Source organism: Chroococcidiopsis sp. CCALA 051 (assembly GCF_003015105.1).
Classification (GTDB): domain Bacteria; phylum Cyanobacteriota; class Cyanobacteriia; order Cyanobacteriales; family Chroococcidiopsidaceae; genus Chroococcidiopsis; species Chroococcidiopsis thermalis.
In genome coordinates this window covers 22,986-43,498 of sequence record NZ_PYCI01000004.1, presented here as the reverse complement: position 1 = coordinate 43,498, position 20,513 = coordinate 22,986, and the positions used below count along the sequence as shown (strand labels likewise).

Below are 20,513 nucleotides of genomic sequence, written 5' to 3'. Positions count from 1 at the left end.
CAGCTCGATCCAACACTAGAAATCGATCGTTGAAATTAGCAAGTAACAACGATTCTAGCTTTTGGCTGCCGCTATTTAGCGTCAAGTTTTATATAGTTGTGGCACGGGTAACAGACCGCTCCAAATATCGGCAGTTAGATGAATTGCTGGAATTTAGGGTGGATCTAGGCGATCGCTAAACTACAAGTATTACTTGACAAACCATTCCTGATAGATAGCAACTAAATTCCGATTTTTTTCGAGTATAGCCCTTGCTCTAATACGCATCGTTAAAGCGTCAATCCGCATTTTGCAAGCTCGAAGCCGCATAATCTTAGCTTCAAAACGTAGATTAGACAAATCGTCTTTCTTCTGGGAATACTCATCTTGAGAGAAATCAGACACGATCTCGTACCACCTTTTTACTCAAAAATGATTTTGAAAATTTATCTTTTATGAAATACAAAAGGATAATTGTCTAGTACTAAACGTGGAAAAAGTATTATTTTATTACCTGCTTAAGTATCTACAGCTAGAACTAGAGGAGTTTATTTCATTTTTTGCGAAATTTAGTTGCTGCCTAAATTACTCTTGAAACGCTAGCCTCGTTTACTACTTCATTCAAACTCTATTTATAAAACTATAAATAGGGTCGAGCTTCCACCTTGATTATTCTTACCACTACATCAATTGTTAAATACCAAAGAGTAATTTATATATCCCTAGAGAGATAGCTTTTAGAATAAAAATTTGTTGCGCAACATACATATCGCACATACCTATTGCATTGCTCGGTTCTAGCTTCTGAGTGTAAATCTATACTTATCTTTTTACACTGTTAATATGAATATCTTGCCTAATACTAAATGTTGAATACGCTACTTCGAGCTAAATTTAGTGCGTCATTCTCGATTGCTAAAGTTTATACGCAGCAGTAACTAAGAGATGTCTTGTATTAACGAGTACAAAGCAGCTTAATATGACGCTCTGACCCTGGATAGAAGAAGAAAAATAAGAATTATAGAAACCTAAAAAGCAATTAATAATTTTTTACCCAAAGCTCTTGGGTAAAAGTATTTTGAATGGAGATGTTATGGGATATACAATTATTGCTAACACTTGTGAAGGTATTGGCGATTGCATTGATGCCTGCCCCGTTGCCTGTATTTATCCAGGTTCAGGCAAAAATGCCAAAGATACTGATTGGAACTGGATTGACTTTACTGGCTGCATTGACTGCGGTATTTGTCTGCAAGTATGCCCTGTAGAAGGAGCAATTCTTTCAGAAGAACGACCAGATTTACAAAAAACTAATGCGTGAATTCATAATGCGTAAATTGGCGCGAAGCGACTCGACTTATTGGCTTCTGACTTGCTGCCAAACCTTTTTAATCAAAGTTTCCTCTTGAGGCGAACGAACTAATTTTTGCAGTAATGGTGCAACTCGATTGGCTTCTGCTGGTGGTACTCCAGCGCGGATAAGGTTCCTGACAAGAATCTGTTCCTGCACTGGATCTCTACCTTGAGCAGTCAGTTGCAAGTATTCCTCATCACTCATGCCTAGATCGAAAATTTCCGCCATAAATGCTTAGCCAACTCTTGTGCTTACCTCTTATGTAGAAGCGTTAAGATCTTATCCACTTTACCCAGGCTGAATACAAGTCCTCTTCTACAACTCCTCGCTTTCCAGAAGTTTCAGCGTAATCTACCAGTACTTTCAGTGTCGTTGTATAAACACCATTAAGTATTTCGTGTCCGTAACCCATGACTTTACCGATGTGCCCTGTCTTTTGATGAAGCACATACTCTCCAATGCCGAACATAAATTTCTATTCTTTTGGTGAAGTTAGTGAAGCACCTTTTCATCTCTTATGATGAAAATCTCTAAGTATTACAGCGTCATCCTTTCAGTCTGTTTTACCTAGACTGAAGATATATTTTAGATTGAGAAAAAAATTGTATTTTTGAATACAAAAGATAGCGATGTCTTTGGCGGTTCGCGAAGCGACCATCTCACTTTGCTAAGGCTTCAGCCAAGTTACAGACGTAGTGAGAAAATTGCTGATATTCAAGCTTACGAATCGATCCCTTGTTTCGTGCAGCAGCGAAGACGTATAAACAGCGAGTGATTGGTATTGTATTTAGCGTTACAACTAAACTTTAGATCGAGCTAACTCCTTTGATAGAAACCTTTTTCAAGCAGTTGGTTCTATAGAAAGATGCAGTCACTAATCAATATTTGAAACTATGGCAATACATGTGTTACTAAAAAACCACTAAACAATCATGCGATCGCCAGACAACCAAACACCAAACACTGAAACCCCCGACTCCCCCAAGGATACATCTCCTGAAATAGACAACCGCGAAACTGCGCGCCCAGATCCGGCATCGAAAACCCCTCCTGCTTTAGCAAACGACACAACCTCTCACATTAATCCTGACTCGAAATCTGAACCGATAACTCAGGTACAAGCAGATAGCGTACTAACCCGCGAGCAACTGCCTAATACCAAGTTTCGTATCACTCTCAGCATAGTGACTCTAGCAATTCTCGTTTTTATTGCTGCTCTCTACTTCGGCATCATTAACCCTTAACTGAGTTCGACTCAAAAGTAGTGTCAATCCAATATTTAAGTTAATTTTCTCCTCCTTTCCTACCCGCCAGCGATAACCCTGGCGGTTTTTCTTGCACCAATAAAGTAAAAATCCTAGAAAGCTAACCAGTGCCCAATCAGAGAAGAAAAACTATACCAGTTCTGTCTCTTTTAGGAAAGCTATCTAGGACAGTAAGTCTGCATGAGGCAGAGAATTCACTTATTTATAGATTAACTAGATGTATGAGAAGCTCAACACTAACTAAAGAAAGAGATAGTTATGTAAAAGCTATGTTTATATGGATACAAATTGTTGTTAGAAAACAACACGAACTTTTACTAATTTCAAGACCGCTCTTTGCAGGCGTAGGTAGTAGAGATATATTAACTTAGTTCTCTAAAAAATAGTATTTTACCTAATCGATCGAAGCAAGAAATACTCATAATAAAAAGCCCTACCTATAAGATAGAAATAGGTAGGGCTTTATATAGAGACGCTACATCTAACGTTCGTAAAGTCTCAATTAAACATGTATTTCTCCTCTACAACCTCAACCAAATTTACCAGCGGTTGAAGCAATGAGAAAAGCGCCATAGGTAAGGATGTAGCCAACCGCAAAGTGAACTAAACCAACCAGGCGACCTTGAACAATAGACATAGCTACAGGCTTGTCTTTCCAACGAATCAAGTTTGCTAGAGGTGTCCGCTCGTGCGCCCAGACCAAAGTTTCAATCAACTCTTGCCAGTACCCGCGCCAAGAGATCAGGAACATGAAACCAGTTGCCCATACCAGGTGTCCGAACAAGAACATCCAAGCCCAGACAGATAAGTTATTCATGCCATATGGGTTATAGCCGTTAATCAACTGAGCCGAGTATAGCCACAGGTAATCGCGCAACCAACCCATCAGGTATGTCGAAGACTCGTTGAACTGAGCCACGTTACCTTGCCAAATACCTAAGTGCTTCCAGTGCCAGTAAAACGTCACCCAACCAGCAGTATTGAGTCCCCAGAAAGCAGCTAAGTAGAAGGAGTCCCAAGCGGAGATATCGCAAGTGCCACCCCGACCGGGACCATCGCAAGGGAAGGCATAACCGAAGTCTTTCTTATCGGGCATCAGTTTGGAACCACGGGCATCCAACGCACCTTTGACCAAAACCAAAACAGTAGTATGGATCGCCAAAGCAAAGGCATGGTGTACTAAAAAGTCACCAGGACCAATGGTCAAGAACAGAGAGTTCGTGGTGTTGTTGATCGCCTCATACCAACCTGGTAAATAGGTCGCGCCAGCTGTGGAAGCAATGCTATCGGGATTTGATAACAGAGTGTTAAAGCCATATAGAACTTTACCGTGGGAAGCCTGAATGAACTGTGCGAACACTGGTTCAATCAGAATTTGCTTTTCAGGAGTTCCGAAGGCAACCACTACGTCGTTGTGGACGTAAATCCCTAGAGTGTGGAAGCCTAAGAAGAGAGACACCCAAGATAAGTGGGAGATAATCGCTTCTTTGTGCTTCAAGACGCGATCGAGAACGTTACCCTTATTTTGTTCTGGGTCGTAGTCGCGTACCCAGAAGATCCCTGCATGGGCGAACGCTCCTATCATAAAGGCGATCGCAATGTACTGGTGGTGCGTGTACAGCGCTGCTTGAGTCGTAAAATCTTGCCCGATGAAGGCGTAGGGAGGCATGGCGTACATGTGCTGTGCCACCAAAGAAAGCGCCGTTCCTAACGCTGCTAAGTGAATAGACAGTTGGAAGTGCAGCGAGTTGTTATAGGTGTCGTACAGCCCTTGGTGAGGCAAGTTGAACTGACCTTCTGTTTCAATCCCAAAGAAGTTCTTAGCATTGAGCATCTCTTTGATGCTGTGACCGATCCCAAAGTTGGTGCGGTATTGGTGTCCGGCAATGATAAATATGACTGCGATCGCCAAGTGGTGATGTGCCATATCCGTCAGCCACAAGGACTGGGTTTGGGGATGGAAACCACCTAAGAAAGTCAGAATTGCAGTTCCTGCACCTTGAGACGTGCCGAATACGTGGTTCGCCGTATCGGGACTAACAGCATAAGCACCCCAGTCCCCAGTAAAGAATGGTCTCAATCCCTCTGGGTGTGGCGGAGTGGTGAGGAAATTACTCCAACCGACGTGCTGACCGCGAGATTCGGGAATCGCAACGTGAATTAGGTGTCCAGCCCAAGCCAGAGAGCTAACGCCAAATAGCCCTGCTAGGTGGTGGTTGAGGCGAGGCTCGGCACTCTTGAACCACGAAAGACTGGGACGAAATTTAGGTTGTAAGTGCAGCCAGCCAGCGTATAGGAATAGAGACGCTAGCAGTAGCAGGAATACAGCGCCCATATAGAGGTCGCCATTTGTCCGCATCCCGATGGTGTACCACCAGTGATAAACCCCAGAGTAGGCAATGTTAACGGGATAGTTTACCCCACCTTGGGTAAAAGCATCGACTGCGGCTTTACCAAATTGTGGGTCCCAAATTGCGTGAGCAATGGGACGGACGTGCAGCGGATCTTTAATCCATTGCTCGAAATTGCCCTGCCAAGCAACGTGGAATAACAAGCTAGATGTCCACAAAAAGATGATTGCCACTTGAGCAAAATGAGTCCCGAAGATCTTTTGATAAAGGTTCTCTTCGGTCATCCCATCGTGGCTTTCAAAGTCGTGAGCTTGAGCAATCCCGTACCAAAGCCGACGAGTTGTCGGGTCTTGGGCGAGATCCTGGCTAAACTTAGGAAATTTTGTTGCCATGAATTTTACTCACATTTTCTCTAACTGCCGATTTGAGTTGAAGCGCGATCGCAATACTTTACTGTAAATCTACGCTTTTTTATTATTCAACTCAAGGGCAACATGAAATAGCGTCATGGTGTTTTACACCAGATAGATAACAACATTTTAGAGATAAATTGGTTAAAAAAGAAAACAATAAAAATTATTTTTAATATTTCTATTTATCTTTGCTATATTTGCTTATTCAAGCATAAAAAGTTTGAATTGCTAAGTAAATAGCAATTCAAAAAATTGAGGTTTTGCTGTTACTGACACAAAACACTTTGTGCTGTTCGAGCGTATTATTCTTGCTTCTTCCTATGGGTAATCAACAAGATAACTACTCTTCAAAGCTCAATCCTCTAACTAAGGAAAGAGATAGATCTCAAGTTTCATTGTGATAAAAATAACTAGAATATTTACCTAGCAACGCAGCTAATGTTCGCAGTCATTGAACTGAAATTTAAAAACTAGTGTCTTCTGAGACTTTATAGAAACTCCAACTTGAGTTTGCCAAGCTTCCCCCAAGTTGATTTTTGAGAATCATAATTGAGCGCGCGTTCTACATCTGTCTCATAGTTCTGACACTTCCTAGTGAAACCGTAGTACAGCTCAAGCTTATTTCCTGTCTAGCTTCGAGCCACATTTCTAGCACCGGGCGATCGCCAAAGCAAACTAAGAGTTTTGTTTAGAGTTGTAACAATTTTCTGCAACAGTTAAGAAATATTGCCGTTACTTGCTGTAGTTGCTAACGTATGCATGACAGGACGAGATCGAGTATTTCTACTATCAGGAGGTTTTATGTTGCTCCCTTTACTGACATTCATTGCCTTGCTAGCTGGCATAGTTACTGTTTGGAGTAGCAAAGAGCGATCGCGATTGACTCAACCTGCTTTTCCCCGTCGTTCGTTCTCACGTTCGTTCTCATTGTGGTCGTTCGTGTTATTCCTCTTTTTTCCGCCAGCAGAGACGCTATGGACATCAAAGTACAAACCCAGCAGTAGGCAGAGGCATAACTACTCTGAAATTTAGTCAGACATTAAAGAGAGAATTTGGATAAACTTATGTCACACTTAGAGATTTTCTTCACCTTCAGTTCGATCTCGATTTTAGTTGTATTCCTCATCACCACTTGCTCTTACTTTCTACCTACGTTAATGGCTCTGTACAAAATTTTTGTCCGTCAACAGGATCGCCGAATTTCATCCAAGTACGTTTTGGACGATTTAAAGTTCAATCTAGCCAACGATGAGGAGGCTTAGCGAAATAAGGGGTGACATTGTTAGATTTCAAATTATTAGATGTCAAAAATCCTGTTGTGTGGCAGGAAAGCGTGGAACCGATCTTATGTTATAGGTAAAAAAACTACTCCGGTTCTACAAAGCCATGCCTTGCCCACTATGTAGCCATGACAAGACCCATAAACAAGGGTTTAACAAGCTCATGTTGTCAACGATATTATTGCCCAAATTGTCAGCAAACATTCACGCTATACCTTTGACACGATTTACTATCGACGGCAAGTCAGAGAAGAACAAGTACGAATCATCTTACAGGCAGACTGCAAGGCAACAAGCCTAGGTGGTATTAGTCGGGTGAGTAGATTGTCCTACAATACCGGAGTCAGCTTGATTCGAGCCGGAAGCCAAAAAGCACAACTGATTCATAGTAAGTCCGTTGTGGCTCTTAGTTTATCACCGCCTGAAGATCTGCTTCATACAGCACGATCGTTGTTTCGGGACCAATCCTACCCATTTCTGGCTCCGGACCTTGAGCCATTTCTACCATATAAAGCCATGCGCCAGCACTGGCTCTACAATTCTCGATCGTGCCTATACCACCAATGAAGCGAACCATCTGGCGCTTGCGAAATCTAGGTATTGGTAAAGAGAGCGAGGTTGATAGGTTCAATGAACCTTCTACACCGCGAGTGAGAGCAACTTTCTTTTCTACGCGCTTCATGTAGCAGTTACTAACACTTTGCTTTACCTGCGGCTGAGGCGCGAACGCCTGTTTTTTGCTCGCCTCGTCTAGAGTTTTTACTTGAGTGTCGGTCATTTAATCCTCCCCTCTTTTCAACGAACCATCGGCATATAATTCTAGAGGAACTATCTCTAGTTTTCCATTCAATATAGTCTTGGCATAGACAATTTTTACAAATGGCGAACCATTGCGATCGCGAGACATATTAGTCTCCCATTGTTTGGTAGTAAATAGTTACATCTTCACCGCATTCATCTACTAAATAACATAAGGATTTGTAGCGCAGTTCAACTAATTGCTCGTAGAGAGGATTAAGCTTGCACAAGGGTGGGATGTAAAGTAACGTGCGGTTGAAAAGTTGAATCTTGCGCTCGAATGGACAACGAGCAGGAATAACTCGGCATACCAAGCGAGCTATTCCAGAATCAACAATTTTTATCGATTCAATCCACTGACGCAGCGGTGAAAATAAACTAATTTGAGAGCGATTTGAACTCAGTGCGTTCATGTTTTAATTACCTGGCTTTGATTTTTAAGTTCTACTTTTTAGTAATTTTGTACGACTATTCAACAACTTGTAAAATCTCTTTAAGAAAGTTCCAATCTGCATCTGAAATATTTTTTAGCAAAGATATTTTAGCTGCTCGATTAAGTAAAATTTCTCCGTTGGCATTGGCACTAAAGTCTTTGCCCAGAACAAAACCTAACCCAATTAATTTTTGGATAGCAAACTTAAGAGCTCCTTCGATTAATTGAAGACAAGCATCCAGCTCGTAAAAAGTGTGTAAAGCCCAGTGACAAGTATCGGAATCAGTTGCAGCTAACTGAAAGACTGCGGCAGTCATCATATCTGTTGTACAATCAGAACCAAACAGAGCAATAAAAGTCTTGCGGCAAGATTCTACAAGTGCCTTGTTTTTTAGCTTGAAAATATCAACTAATAAAGCGACGCTTGAATCAAATTCTTCTGTGCGATCGATGTTATACACGATAAATATCCCTCCATCTGAGTTATCTATCTCTCCAGCTAGCTACAAGCACTGTACTAGAGTTTGAAATTTTCAGTCACTCAGAGCTGCGAAACGATCTTTGTACCTGGTTGAGCTACTCAACTTAAGTGAAAGTCAGGATCGGTTAGCTCTATCTTGAAGTTAGAGTGAAAAAATGGAGAACTCGTGGAGAGGGAAAAGATTTTTTCAGCAATTCCAGCCTAAGATTTCTGTCACTCGATCGGCTAATTCCATTGGATCGAAAGGTTTGTCGATTGCTGCTGCCATGCCGAGTTGAGCGAAGCGCTGCCGATCGGCAGATTGCACTTTCGCCGTAAGTAAAATGACTGGGATATGCCCAGTTGTTGGGTTGGCTTGCAGTTGTTTAAAGGTAGCAATGCCATCCATGTCGGGCATCATCACATCCAAGAGAATAGCATCAGGCTGTTCGGCTGCTGCTTTCTCCAATCCTTCTATACCCGAAGCGGCGGTTGCAACTTCCCAGCCACCTACTGCTTCTAAACTAAGTTGGGCTACTTCTCGAATATCGTCTTCGTCATCAATAATCAGGATACGCTTAGCTGCCACCATTGCTATTTCTCTCCCGATGATGAATAATGCGGTTAAGCAAGCTAATGACCTGTTGCTCAAATTCCTCTGGTTTAACTCGTCCTTTAGTAAGAAATAAAGTTTGTCCTAGCTTCAATCGCTCGCGGTCGGTAACGCTGATATCTTTTGCAGTGTAGACGACGAGCGACACTTGGCACAGACGGTTATGCTGTCGCAGCCAGTCTACTACGGCAAACCCATCGCCTTCTGGCACGATCAGATCGAGTACCAGCAAGTCAGGGATAATCTTTTGACCCAGTTGGATCGCTTCTGTGCCTGTTTGGGCATGAAAAGTTTCAATGCCATAGCGTTCAAACATAGCAATCAGCACTCGCGCGAGATCGGTGTCATCTTCTACGATCAAAACTTTGATGTTGCGATCGCATAAGGCTCGACTTAAAGCCTGGAACAGCGATCGCTCATCTGGAGGTTTAACAATCCAATCGCTTACCCCTGGATGAGGTGATGCGTCTGGCAGTAAGCCGCTGAGGATCGTAACTGGAATGTCTTTTGTCTTCGCTTGTGCTTTTAGCGCTGCTAGAGTTTCCCAACCGTTCATCCCTGGCATCATTAAGTTGAGGAGGATCGCGTCAGGATGCTGTTGGGCTGCCTCCACGACTGCTTCCTGCCCAGAAGCTACTGTTATCGCTCGGTATCCTCCCTGTTCGAGCATGGCTTGCACTACAGTGCGGACAGAGGGATCGTCATCGCAGACTAAAATGAGGGGTGAGGAGTAAGGGGTGAGGAGTGAGGTAGCGGTTGATATTTCTGATTCAGCGGGTGGCGTAGGCTGGAGGATGGGCAGGATGAAGTAAAAAGTGCTGCCTGTGCCAAGAGTGCTAGTCACCCAAATTCGCCCTCCATGACGCTGCACAATATTGCGACAAATGGCTAAACCCAAGCCAGTCCCTCCTTTTTTTCGCGAGTCAGAGGCATCCACCTGCTGAAAGCGTCCAAAGATAGTTTCGAGCTTATCTTCTGGAATGCCTCGTCCTATATCTTTTACTTGGAACGTGATATAGGGAGTCGGGAGGAGCCAGTTGCGTGCGGGGGTGTCCCCCGTTGAGCAAACTGGCGTTCGGGAGTCGGGAGTCGGGAAATTTTGGATTTTGGATCGCTCCTCTGCTCCTCTACTTCCTTGTCCTCCTTGTCCCCTTGTCCCCTTGTCCTCCTTGTCCCCCTTGTCCCCCTTGTCCCCCTTGTCTCCTTGTCCTGCTTCCCTGCTCCTCTGCTCCTCTGCTTCTGATTCCCGACTCCCTAATTCGGCGCTGAGCCACACAGTAGATCCTGGGGGTGAGAATTTAATCGCATTGCTGAGTAAGTTGGTAAAGACCTGAACGATCCGATCGGGGTCACCCCACAGTTGAGCGGAGATTGGAGTTACGGATAAACTGATTTCTGCCTTCTCTGCCAGGGGTCGCACGACTTCGATCGCCTGGCTCATCAGGGAAGCAGCATCGCAAGCTTGTTTGTTCATGGCGACTTTGCCTGACTCGATGCGCTCGATATCCAAAATATCATTGATCAGGCGGATTAATCGATCGGTATTATTTACGGCAATATCTAACATACGTTGCGCCTTTTCAGGGTTAACGTGCAGTACGCCACTGGCTAAAAGACCTAAAGCGCCGCGAATCGAAGTCAGGGGTGTCCGCAGCTCGTGGCTCACCACCGAGACGAACTCATCTTTGATCCGTTCGATTTCTCGGCGATCGCTAATGTCTTTCATAAAGCAGTAATGACCGATGAATTGCTGCTGGCGATCGTATTCATTGACCATGACGAGTTGCTTGTCGAAGACTGAGCCATCTTTACGCACTGCCCTAGCTTCAACTTCTACCTTGCCTTGTAGTAGCATCTTTTGGTAAGCAGCCTGCATTTTTTCTCGGTCTTCGGGGTGAACGGTGAGCTGCCACTGCATACCAATCAATTCTTCTGGTTGGTAGCCTACCATGCTGGCGTATGCTGGGTTGACCATGATATAACGTCCCTGCGTGTCTAGCCGCGAGATGCCCTCGACTGCACTTTCCAGCGCCCGACTCAGGGCGTGTAGTTCTTGACGTTGCCGAACTTCTTGTTCTAGAAGTTGAGCTTGGGCGATCGCAATGCCGATTTGGTTGGCTAGATGTTGCAACAGTTCTAGTTCAAAACTAGTCCACTGTCGGGGGGCAGTACAATGGTGTGCAATTAACAAACCCCAAAGGTCTTCCCGTAGTAAAATCGGTACTACCAAGTTTGCCTTGACATTAAACTGCCGCAAAAATTCGACGTGGCAAGGTTGGATGTCAGCCTGCTCGATGTCAGCGATCGCGCTGATTCGTCCCTGACGGTACAATTGGGCATACTCTTCTCGAAAGCAATGGTCAACAATGTTCCGCTCTAGAATTGGCATACAGCCAGGTACTACTGCTTCTTGCACGACTGTGCCAGAGCCATCCGAGCGCAACTGATAGCACAGGACTCGATCTACTTGGAGAATTCTTTGCACTTCTGTAACGGCAGTTTGGAGAATTTCTTCTAAATGCAGAGACTGACGGATCTTCTGCGAGACTTCAGCAAACAGTTGCAAGCGCAAATTCTGGCGTTGTAATTCTCTTTCCGAACGCTTGCGTTCTGTGATGTCGCTGCCAATGCCAAGAAATCCGGTAATGTTGCCTGCCGCATCTACCAAGCGCGTCACTGATAGTAGCACTGGAAAGCGGCTGCCGTCCTTGCGGATGTAAGACCATTCGCACTCGTCTGGCTCTCCGCGCCGTGCCTTGGCAACAAAAACCTCAAATCCAGGCTCAATCGGTACTCCCATCTCCTGTGATAATTCCTGCGCCCGTTGGACGATTTCGTTCCAGTCGTGAATGAGTGCGGGCGTAGTTTTGTTGACAACTTCAGAGGCAGTATATCCCAACCAGCGCTCGGCGGTGGAGTTGAAGGTGCAAATCGTACCGTCAACAGTGGTAGAAATAATCGTATAGTTGGCGCTCTCTAAAATTGCCTGCTGTAGCAATGTAATCTGTTTTAGCTTCTGCTCTGCCGATTTGCGTGCTGTAATGTCATTGAAATAAATAGACAAACCTTCTTTAGTAGGATAGGCATGGACTGCAAACCATGTCTGAAGCGGCGGATAGAACTCTTCAAATTCGACACTAACCTGCTGCGCTCTTGCTTGGCAATACTTTTGGTAAAAATTAGAATTGACGGCTTCAGGAAACTCTTGCCAAATACTTTGCCCTAGCAAGCGATCGCGCGATCGCTGTAAGAGTTGCTCTGCGCGATCGTTCAAGTAGGTAAATCGCCACTCGCCATCCAAAGCAAAAAACGCATCGGTGATACTTTCTAGAATGCTTGTCACTCGATTGCGGGCTGTTTCTGCCTCTGTCCGTGCTGCTTGTTCGCGAGCCAAAAGTGGCTGTCGTTCCGCTTCGATCCGCTGGCGATCGCTGATTTCAGCTTGCAATTGAGTATTGAGTCGCGCTGATTCTACTAAATGCCGCCTCAACTCCAGCTGAGCCATGACCTGACGACTCAGGATGCGTAATGCCTCAACCTGTGCTTCAGTTAACTGCCGTGGTAGCCGATCGATGACGCAGAGCATCCCCAGTGGATATCCCTTAGGAGTCAGGAGCGGAGCGCCAGCATAAAACCGAATGTGAGGTACAGCAGTCACTAGCGGATTAGTGGCAAATCGTTCGTCTTCAAGTGTATCGGGGACAATCAGAACATCGCTGGGTTGCAGAATGGCATAACCACAAAACGCCAGATCGCGAAGTGTTTCTCTTGCCTGCAATCCCACTTTTGACTTGAACCACTGGCGGCAATCGTCGATCAGGCTGACTAGGGCAATAGGAGTGTTGCAGATCTGTGCTGCTAATCGAGTTAGGTCGTCAAAAGCTACTTCTGGGTCGGTGTCCAAAATTTGGTATTGATGCAGGGCTTCTAGTCTAGCTGCTTCATCTTTAGGCAATGGAGCTTTCATAACGTTTCTTCCCCTACTTCCCTTACTTCCCCTACTCCCCTAGCTTGCCCCAACGGGTAAACTAGATATTTAACTAACCGCTGAGTACGCGATCGCCTCCCGCGACTTTAGCTTGCTGTAATACAATATCCGCAGCTCGATATAACGCTTGCAAATCGGAACCGTCTTGGGGATACTGGACGACACCAGCACTAAAAGTCGCGGTCAATTGTCCGCGATCGGGAGTAAAATCCTGCCGACGCAAGTTAAGCAGGACTTCAAGCAGCCGCCGCACTCCATCGCTTGCCGTCATCCCATACATCCCGACAACGAACTCTGCCCCACCCCATCGACCTACAACATCTTCACTTTGAAAGGTGCGTCGCAGCTGCTCTCCCAAGCGGGACAACACTTCATCTCCGACTGCATGACCGTATCGGTCGTTGATCTGCTTGAGACGATCTAAATCTAGAATAGCGAAGCATAGCGGTCGGTCGTGCAACTGGGCTAAGCGCAGCAGTTGGGATAACTCTTGGGTTGACTGGCGGCGATTGGCAACTTTAGTCAGAGCATCGGTTTGAGCGAGATTCTGCAATAGGCGCGATCGCTCTAGCCGATTGAGGATGCGGCTGACCAGTTCCGGTCCGACTATTGGTTTACTAACATAATCGTCGGCACCTGCAGCAAATACGCGCTGCATCGTTTCAGCATCCGCGTGCGCGGTCAGAAATAGAATTGGTAGTCCACTCCAACGCGGATCGTTGCGTGCAACTTGGCAAAGCTCAATCCCACTAATTTGCGGCATTTCTACATCAAGAATGAGTAGATCCGGTGCTACAGCTTCTAAAGTGTCCCAGAACTGCAAGGGATTGTTGACGGTCGAGACTTTGATGCCCCAAGGTTCTAGTAAAACGTGTAGGGCTTGCAATACCTGCGGGTCATCGTCCACAGCAATAATTCTCGTTGCGGCAGTACGGCAGCGCTGCAACATTTGCGTCACGGCATCGAGGACTCGCGCTGGAGGTAGAAACTTGTGTAAAAACCCGCGTCCACCCAAACGAGCAACTGTAACGCGATCGAGCAAGCTATCTCGGTCTGTGAGAATTAGTGCTGGCACAGGTGGGGTATAAGCATTCAACTCTGTTAGCAATTTTACGCCTGCTTGAGCCGTATCAGCCGAGAAGTCCAGCAGCACCGCATCAGGACGCGATCGCGCTTTGAGCTGCTCCTCAATGGCAACTGGGTCTGTCGCGATTTCGCCGCGCATTCCCCGACTAGCCGCCTCCATGACTAAGCCTTCAGACAATGAGCGGTCTGGCTCTACGATCAATAGCCAAGGAGATTCATCTTGCGATAGCAGTTCTGGATTCTGAACGGTTGGGCGTTGCAATTCTCGATGCAGTGCCGCAACGAGTTCGGACAGTTGCCGCGATCGCTCTGGAGTTACCAAGTCCCCAGCTTGCAGCAAGTTTTCGATTTGCCGAGCGAGGCGAGAACCCAAGGCAAAGCCGTACATTCCCAGCGAACCTGCCAGCTTGTGCGCCTCCTGCTCTGCTGAGGAACGCAATTGCTCGTCCAGCGATCGCTGTGGCAGTAAAGCGATCGCTTGCTCGATTGTTACGACTCGCCCAATAAACTTTTCTTTAACTCGTTCCCAAACTCTTGCCACTCCTGTAAGCGTCTGCTGTTCTTGTTGCGGTGAAAGACGAGCTGCTTTCTTCCCAACTTTGGCTTTTTCCTTGGTTTTTGTCTGTTCTACCGATTTGAGGCGGTAGCCAATGCCGTAGACTGTCTCAATTGGATCGTCTAGCACTCCCGCCGCTCGCAGTTTCATCCTTAACCCCTTGATGTGAGATCTCACCGTATCCTCACCTGGAGTTTCTTCATCATAAGACCATAAGCGATCGAGGATGACTCCACAACTAAAAACGCGATGGCGATTGCGGAGGAAAAGCTCTAGTAGTACATACTCTTTGGGAGTCAAATCGATCGGCTGGTTGCTGTAGCTGACTTTACATATACTCGGATCGAGGCGTAGGTCGCCCCACTCCAATACGGGAGGTACGGCAAAATCCCCTCGTCGTAGTAGAGCGCGTATCCGAGCCGATAATTCTGCTAAGTCAACAGGCTTAGTCACATAATCATCTGCCCCTGCGTCCAAACCAATAACTTTACTAGTGCCATTGTCTTTAGCAGTCACTAAGATAATCGGGGTGCGATCGCCAATGCGTCGCAACTGCCGACAAAGGGTAATGCCATCTAGCTTGGGCAACATGACATCTAGTAGAATTAAGTCGTACGTATATGCTGCTAATAGTTCCCAACCTACCTCACCATCTGTAGCGATATCGATAGCATAGTGCCGATCGGTAAGGAATTGAGCTAAAGCTTTGGCAACCAGTTCATCATCCTCAACTAGTAGGATTCTCATAGCGGTTGATTACCGCAAAATTTATCAAAATCAACTGCAGCAAAGTCAACAAAACAGTAACTGGCTGCACGTTTGCGACCAATTTCAGCTTATCCCACGTTAGGCAAGACTTTAAGAGTGAGTTGTAAATCTCAACACTACTTGTGGCAAGCGATCGTCAAGTAAACCGATCCTGTTGATTGGGGAAATGTTTATTTCACAATCAGCGTGGCATGGCGCATTAGAGTCCAGCGACTTGCACTAACGATTTCCTGTCCGGATTTGGTGACTTTATTTAACTCTCCCTGCTACTCGCCTCGATTGATAACAGTCTGAAGGGCTATTTCTAATTGCGGCGAAATTATTACCTCATCGGAGATTCTTTAAATTATGTCGCCCGATCTTGAAAAAGAAAACTGTCTAGCCTCTGGTGGCGCTATCGTTAAAGTATCAACAATATCAGGCTGCATGAATTTTAAGAACGCCTGAATTCATCTCTATATTAGTAGAGGTGGAATATGAAAAACAATAACGCGCTTTCTCACAATCTTCCTCAAAATTTACGACCTACGATTGCCGATCTTGAAACAGTCAATCCTTGGCTAGGATTATGGCGTTTTGTCAGCTTGGGGTTGGTGGTCTTAAGCCTTGCTACCTTTGCTTGGTCATCCCACCACAACATCTTGTTCTTTGGCTATACGATGCTGATGGGAATATTTTATACTTTTTGGCTGATTTGCACCCATGATGCAGTGCATCATACGCTGACTGGTTGGACGTGGTTCGACGAGTTAGTACCGCGTTCGATCTCTTATTTTATGATGTGGCCTCATGGAACCTATGCTCAATTACATCGACTACATCATGCTTGGAATGGAATTAATCTAGATGACCCAGAGCGCGTGCAATGGACATTGAGTGAGTACCAGCAAACAAGTCCTTGGATGCAGTGGTATATACGCCATCAATTAGTTATCGATCTATTCGGATTAGCTGGGGTGGGGCTAATTGCCAAAACGAGCGCGAATGCGTTTCGATTGAGGCAGCACAAGCCTTCTCTACCTTGGATGTTACTGCTAGATGGCATTGGCATTCTTATAGTGCAAAGTACCTGTATCATATTTGCGATTTGGCACAATAAAGTTTTGGAATACGTGCTGTTTTGGCTGGTTCTCGAACGTGTCGTTGGCATGATGAGTCAGGCAAGAGATCATTTAGAACACTACGGACAGTGGGGTAAAGCCAGCGGACACCAATTGACCCAACTTTACGCCTGCCGTAACCTTCAGACCATTCCCTTGGTTGCATGGCTGATGGGGGGGTTGAATTATCATTCCATCCATCATGCTTTTCCAAGTATTCCATTCAATCGCTTGCCAGAAGCTTTTCACCGTATCCAAGCAATACTAGAACAGCATCAGTTACCGCCGATGACTGTTGGTGCGGGATACGTGCAAGAAACTTTACAACTAAGCAAGCGAGCTTTACTAATTGGGGAACCTAACCTAAACAGCTTCACTGGTCGTCATCAGATGCTTTCACAGTTTTAATCGCACTCAACAATTATTAATTTTACTTTCCTACTCGTGTCAAGTTTTTTAACGAGTGGGTTCGAGCCAACTTTTGGTGAAGCTCGATGCGAGGAGGGCTTCTACACAAAAAGCCCTCGTTGCCCGATATTACTGCGCGGTTGAGAATTCGAGCTTCGTGCCGTGCCAGTGCTTCACACTAGGGCTGTATATTAGTAACTCTATAACTAGACAGACAGCTTGGCTGAGACTTCTAAACCTTTACCTAAAGCTTTATAGCGGACGTTCTGAAACTAAAAATAGAAAACGCGTTGAATACTGAGTTTGTTAGTAATACTAAGTTTGTTGGCTCCTCTAGAAGTGGGATGTGATAAATCTTTCTTCAGCAGTATTCGATTGTTGTTTGAACAACCTAAATTTAGGGTTATACTTCTAACATCGATAGATTCTTCAAAAAAACATCCAGGAAGATTCTTTTATCAACAAACTGCTAAAAAATCGTCATGTTTGGAGAACTGCTAGAAATGCGTAATCGCCCGAGAAACAAAGCATTTCTGAGCGATCTAGCTAGCAAGTTTCTAGTAGTTGAGACTCATCTAACTTAACCTGTGTCTCGCTCGTTGGTTTAAGTAGTTATGGCAGAGGGTGAAGCCAATCGATTCAAGCTAGTGCCGATCGCACAAATTCAGCTCAGCCACCTGGAGCAACCACGGCATCACTTTGAGTTTGAAGCCTTAAATCACCTCGCTTCATCAATTCTGCAACACGGTATTCTGCATCCATTACTCGTCAGACCGATCTCCAATGCAACTGTAAAATACGAACTAGTTGCAGGGGAACGGCGATTTCGTGCCGCTATGCTAGCAGGGTTGGATGCAGTACCTGTAGTCATACGGGAACTGGGCGATCTCGAAGCAGCTACTCTAACCTTAGTCGAAAACCTCCAACGTGAAAACCTTGATGCCATCGAAGAGACACGCGGCATCGTGCGCCTGCTAGCTCTCCGTTTACACCTGGGGTGCGAGGCAATAGTTTCGCTGCTCGTGCGCATGGCAAAGGAGGCTAAAGGACAAACAGCCCAAAACGTTTTGGACTCAACTACAACTGCAATTGTGATTGACGTGTTTAGTTCCCTGGGGAAGATGAGCTGGGAGTCATTTGTTACATGTCGCTTGCCTTTACTCAATTTGCCTTTGGATTTGCAAGCGGCGATTCAAACTCAAGCACTTAATTACACCAAAGCGCTCGCTCTCTCTCGGCTTAAAGATGACGAACGACGTTCTCTTCTGCTGCGGCAGGTGTTGGAACAAAACTTATCCGTGCGCCAAATTCAGAACCAAATTCGCCAGTTGCAGCAGCTCGAATCAGCAAACCAAATAGGCAGAAACTTATTCAATCATCAGAGCGGTTGCTTTCAAACCAATTTTGAGGCTGACTTAGAGGCATATGGCGCAATCTGTGAAGATCGCAACACAAAAGCTAATACAACTGAAAATCAGACCTGGAGCCCTGCGAGCGAAACTGGGGCTGCTGAGCCATTAAGGCTAGAAACAGAGTTAAGCATAGTTCAAATCGTGCCGTTGATTCATGCAACCCAATTAGAACAATCCACTGGCGAGCAAGTCAGTCTTGCACCTAATAGTATTTCTACTCAATCAGGTCAGCAAGATATCGAGGAGCCTCCCTTCCAAGAAGCACTTGACATCCAGATAGATACATTAACTCAAATAGAAACTATTTCCCGGCAGGTGCGGGAGTCGCTCGCTAGCAATTGCCAAGGTATCTGCACTCCCAAGCAACAAAGGCAATTGTTAAAACTTCTGGCTCAATTGCATCAAATTTTGGGCAACAAGTTATAGCAGAATTATCTATTGGCAGCAGGATTGTTGCTCATTACTAATAAAATTTGAGTTATTGAGGGGATCGACGATAACGATCGCAAGTCAATCGCTCCGTACCAAAAAGACTCCTCGAATTGATTCCAAGGATTGAGAGCAGGGAAGAATCCTTAAAGCTATAGAGCGAGAATACTGCTAGATTAACAATACCAATAGCTTAAGTGGGTGATTGGTATATTATTACCAAATGTGAATTTATTTCAGTGTAAAAAAGAAGATGGTTTAAAGTTAATGGGTAGGAAACTTATCGAGTAGCTTAACTTACTATTGAGTTAATGCTTCACTATCGTCTCTAAAATTAGGCAGTAAATTTTTACCTGAAAGAAAGGTTTTGAGTTAAAAACTCTCACTGCTCTAAAATTTTTGGGTAAGTTTTGAAGCCAAGAAAACTTAGCTTCAACTACTTGTTCAGAAAAAAATAGGAGATTTTGACTCAGCTATATTGTTCGCTAATAGCACCTAAAAGCGAAGCTTAAGAATGTTTATGAGAGTTCAAATTATTGAAAGTAGTTTGAGGTAGGTTAGGGAGTTATGAATTTATTTTCGCTATCAACTCAATTATTGAGTAACTCCTGAGAAGGTCTTTGTTATCAAGTCTTCTGTCCAGCATATAAATATTTTAGAGCAATGTTTGAAAGCTCGGTTTTTTAAGCATTGCTAATTTTGAATATCTATCAAGCTGGAGAGTTACCTTTTGTAAAAAAAATTAATTTTTCTTGGTAAAAATTTTCTATATGAGTCTTCTAAAAAAGATAGTAAACAGATAAGTATCGTTATTTAAATGCGAGATTTGGTCATGCAGTATCTGCTAAAGAAAAACTCACCAATTATAGGAGTTATAAAACTAACAGCAGCATTATCTTTTGTTCGCTACTGCTTGCTAGCTAGACCAAAGCACAATTTACTCAAAACTGAGAGACGATTACGATCTGAAAGAACTGCCCCCATCATATAGCTTCTTGGTTGCTGTCGTCCTCCTTAGGAAGATATTTAATCAAAACTCCAGGTTGGATGCTGTAAGCCTCGCAGATCTTGAGCAAAGCTTCTGAACCAGGAATATAATTAGGGTCTTTATATAGCCGATATACAGTGTTCTGGCTTAGACCAGTAGCTTTGCAAAATTGATAGCGGGTTATTCCCTTACTATCTACAAATGCTTTTATTTGATTTTTGAGTGGCATGGATGATAAGTTCATGTTTTTATTAGAGTTATTTACAAACTTTTTTGTTAACTATGCCTTGGCTTATGACTAGTTAATCCTTTTGGGATCGGCAGGAAATGACCGCTTGTAGGACTTGCCTAGCTTCAATTTCGCTGAATACAGCAGAACACAATCTGCAAGTACTAGGCGATCGGCAATGAAATATAAGTTTTGAACTCTTAAAATTGAAGCTAGTTAAAAATTCTCTATATATGAGTGATTAAGAGATACTCACTCTTTTACTAGCAACTTATTTTACCAAATCTGAGTAGAAATAAAATAGAAAAATCATGTCTTTTTAATCTTTTTTTGCCGCAATAAACTTATTTATGTCTATAAATTTAACAAAATTTTTATCTATTTTTTTGACAAAACTCAGTTATTTTTGTCTGCAAATCTTTGAAAAATCCGAGCGCTATCCTGATGCTTTAATAAGTTAAGATCGATGTCTAAATGCTTGTATTTGCAGATTAAAATTACTTATATTTATACCCACATCTACTACAAATCAGTTTCATACTTTAGATAGATATGGTTTAATAATAATAGTCAGTATTGTACTATTACAAACTAATTTAATAT

17 protein-coding genes are annotated in these 20,513 nt (G+C 44.2%); 7 read left to right on the top strand and 10 right to left on the bottom strand.

Annotated features, from left to right (window positions below; all coding sequences use genetic code 11):
• The first annotated feature begins 29 nt into the window (after positions 1–29).
• Together C7Y66_RS30835 and C7Y66_RS01565 are read left to right on the top strand one after the other, a co-directional pair.
• On the top strand, positions 30–179 hold the full coding sequence (locus tag C7Y66_RS30835; RefSeq protein ID WP_158265848.1) for a hypothetical protein: 150 nt from the start codon (positions 30–32) through the stop codon (positions 177–179).
• Between the two features lie 893 nt (positions 180–1,072).
• The gene (locus C7Y66_RS01565) at positions 1,073–1,300 is read left to right on the top strand and encodes a 4Fe-4S dicluster domain-containing protein (protein WP_106544224.1); all 228 of its coding nucleotides are present in this window, start codon (positions 1,073–1,075) and stop codon (positions 1,298–1,300) included.
• Positions 1,301–1,336: 36 nt separating this feature from the next.
• On the opposite strand, the gene C7Y66_RS01560 is transcribed toward C7Y66_RS01565, so the two are convergent.
• Positions 1,337–1,561 (bottom strand): hypothetical protein, encoded by a 225-nt coding sequence (locus C7Y66_RS01560; RefSeq protein ID WP_106544223.1) that lies wholly within the window; start codon positions 1,559–1,561, stop codon positions 1,337–1,339.
• 704 nt (positions 1,562–2,265) lie between these two features.
• Between C7Y66_RS01560 and C7Y66_RS01550 the strand changes: the two genes are divergently transcribed.
• On the top strand, positions 2,266–2,577 hold the full coding sequence (locus C7Y66_RS01550; protein ID WP_015155245.1) for a hypothetical protein: 312 nt from the start codon (positions 2,266–2,268) through the stop codon (positions 2,575–2,577).
• A gap of 550 nt (positions 2,578–3,127) precedes the next feature.
• Here the strand turns inward: C7Y66_RS01550 and psaB are convergent.
• A complete protein-coding gene (gene psaB / locus C7Y66_RS01545) occupies positions 3,128–5,341 on the bottom strand; it encodes a photosystem I core protein PsaB (RefSeq protein WP_106544221.1) in 2,214 nt (737 codons plus the stop codon).
• Positions 5,342–6,088: 747 nt separating this feature from the next.
• Between psaB and C7Y66_RS30415 the strand changes: the two genes are divergently transcribed.
• Together C7Y66_RS30415 and C7Y66_RS30410 are read left to right on the top strand one after the other, a co-directional pair.
• The gene (locus tag C7Y66_RS30415; RefSeq protein ID WP_233222480.1) at positions 6,089–6,394 is read left to right on the top strand and encodes a hypothetical protein; all 306 of its coding nucleotides are present in this window, start codon (positions 6,089–6,091) and stop codon (positions 6,392–6,394) included.
• A 32-nt stretch (positions 6,395–6,426) separates the two neighbouring features.
• A complete protein-coding gene (locus C7Y66_RS30410; RefSeq protein WP_015155248.1) occupies positions 6,427–6,624 on the top strand; it encodes a hypothetical protein in 198 nt (65 codons plus the stop codon).
• Positions 6,625–7,048: 424 nt separating this feature from the next.
• On the opposite strand, the gene C7Y66_RS01540 is transcribed toward C7Y66_RS30410, so the two are convergent.
• The 7 genes from C7Y66_RS01540 to C7Y66_RS01515 form a co-directional block, all read right to left on the bottom strand.
• Positions 7,049–7,420, bottom strand: coding sequence for a hypothetical protein (locus tag C7Y66_RS01540; RefSeq protein ID WP_106171438.1), 372 nt, complete (start codon positions 7,418–7,420; stop codon positions 7,049–7,051).
• Positions 7,421–7,549 carry a hypothetical protein gene (locus C7Y66_RS32780; RefSeq protein ID WP_255409917.1) on the bottom strand — a complete coding sequence of 43 codons (129 nt, stop codon included), beginning with the start codon at positions 7,547–7,549 and terminating at the stop codon, positions 7,421–7,423.
• Position 7,550: 1 nt separating this feature from the next.
• Positions 7,551–7,853, bottom strand: coding sequence for a Mo-dependent nitrogenase C-terminal domain-containing protein (locus tag C7Y66_RS01535; RefSeq protein WP_106218857.1), 303 nt, complete (start codon positions 7,851–7,853; stop codon positions 7,551–7,553).
• A 55-nt stretch (positions 7,854–7,908) separates the two neighbouring features.
• Positions 7,909–8,334, bottom strand: coding sequence for a hypothetical protein (locus C7Y66_RS01530; protein ID WP_106544220.1), 426 nt, complete (start codon positions 8,332–8,334; stop codon positions 7,909–7,911).
• Between the two features lie 207 nt (positions 8,335–8,541).
• Positions 8,542–8,925, bottom strand: a complete 384-nt coding sequence (locus tag C7Y66_RS01525; protein WP_015155252.1) for a response regulator — start codon at positions 8,923–8,925, stop codon at positions 8,542–8,544.
• A complete protein-coding gene (locus tag C7Y66_RS01520) occupies positions 8,912–12,913 on the bottom strand; it encodes a PAS domain S-box protein (RefSeq protein ID WP_106544219.1) in 4,002 nt (1,333 codons plus the stop codon). The genes C7Y66_RS01525 and C7Y66_RS01520 overlap by 14 nt, the downstream gene beginning before the upstream one ends.
• A 73-nt stretch (positions 12,914–12,986) precedes the next feature.
• Complete coding sequence (locus C7Y66_RS01515) at positions 12,987–15,323, bottom strand: response regulator (RefSeq protein WP_106544218.1); 2,337 nt, start codon at positions 15,321–15,323, stop codon at positions 12,987–12,989.
• Between the two features lie 497 nt (positions 15,324–15,820).
• Here C7Y66_RS01515 and C7Y66_RS01510 point away from each other — a divergent pair, with 497 nt between their 5' ends.
• Positions 15,821–16,852 carry a fatty acid desaturase gene (locus C7Y66_RS01510; RefSeq protein ID WP_106544217.1) on the top strand — a complete coding sequence of 344 codons (1,032 nt, stop codon included), beginning with the start codon at positions 15,821–15,823 and terminating at the stop codon, positions 16,850–16,852.
• Positions 16,853–17,466: 614 nt separating this feature from the next.
• The gene (locus tag C7Y66_RS01505) at positions 17,467–18,690 is read left to right on the top strand and encodes a ParB/RepB/Spo0J family partition protein (RefSeq protein ID WP_106544216.1); all 1,224 of its coding nucleotides are present in this window, start codon (positions 17,467–17,469) and stop codon (positions 18,688–18,690) included.
• 986 nt (positions 18,691–19,676) lie between these two features.
• On the opposite strand, the gene C7Y66_RS01500 is transcribed toward C7Y66_RS01505, so the two are convergent.
• Positions 19,677–19,925, bottom strand: coding sequence for a helix-turn-helix transcriptional regulator (locus tag C7Y66_RS01500; RefSeq protein WP_015155257.1), 249 nt, complete (start codon positions 19,923–19,925; stop codon positions 19,677–19,679).
• Between the last annotated feature and the right edge of the window lie 588 nt (positions 19,926–20,513).

Coding starts and splice junctions, on each gene's coding strand:
- C7Y66_RS01525 (WP_015155252.1), bottom strand. CDS start 8,925: ATGGTGGCAGCTAAGCGTATCCTGATTATTGATGACGAAGACGATATT.
- C7Y66_RS01520 (WP_106544219.1), bottom strand. CDS start 12,913: ATGAAAGCTCCATTGCCTAAAGATGAAGCAGCTAGACTAGAAGCCCTG.
- C7Y66_RS01565 (WP_106544224.1), top strand. CDS start 1,073: ATGGGATATACAATTATTGCTAACACTTGTGAAGGTATTGGCGATTGC.
- C7Y66_RS01505 (WP_106544216.1), top strand. CDS start 17,467: ATGGCAGAGGGTGAAGCCAATCGATTCAAGCTAGTGCCGATCGCACAA.
- C7Y66_RS01510 (WP_106544217.1), top strand. CDS start 15,821: ATGAAAAACAATAACGCGCTTTCTCACAATCTTCCTCAAAATTTACGA.
- C7Y66_RS32780 (WP_255409917.1), bottom strand. CDS start 7,549: ATGTCTCGCGATCGCAATGGTTCGCCATTTGTAAAAATTGTCTATGCC.
- C7Y66_RS01515 (WP_106544218.1), bottom strand. CDS start 15,323: ATGAGAATCCTACTAGTTGAGGATGATGAACTGGTTGCCAAAGCTTTA.
- C7Y66_RS01535 (WP_106218857.1), bottom strand. CDS start 7,853: ATGAACGCACTGAGTTCAAATCGCTCTCAAATTAGTTTATTTTCACCG.
- C7Y66_RS01500 (WP_015155257.1), bottom strand. CDS start 19,925: ATGAACTTATCATCCATGCCACTCAAAAATCAAATAAAAGCATTTGTA.
- C7Y66_RS01550 (WP_015155245.1), top strand. CDS start 2,266: ATGCGATCGCCAGACAACCAAACACCAAACACTGAAACCCCCGACTCC.
- C7Y66_RS01540 (WP_106171438.1), bottom strand. CDS start 7,420: ATGACCGACACTCAAGTAAAAACTCTAGACGAGGCGAGCAAAAAACAG.
- psaB (WP_106544221.1), bottom strand. CDS start 5,341: ATGGCAACAAAATTTCCTAAGTTTAGCCAGGATCTCGCCCAAGACCCG.
- C7Y66_RS01560 (WP_106544223.1), bottom strand. CDS start 1,561: ATGGCGGAAATTTTCGATCTAGGCATGAGTGATGAGGAATACTTGCAA.
- C7Y66_RS30410 (WP_015155248.1), top strand. CDS start 6,427: ATGTCACACTTAGAGATTTTCTTCACCTTCAGTTCGATCTCGATTTTA.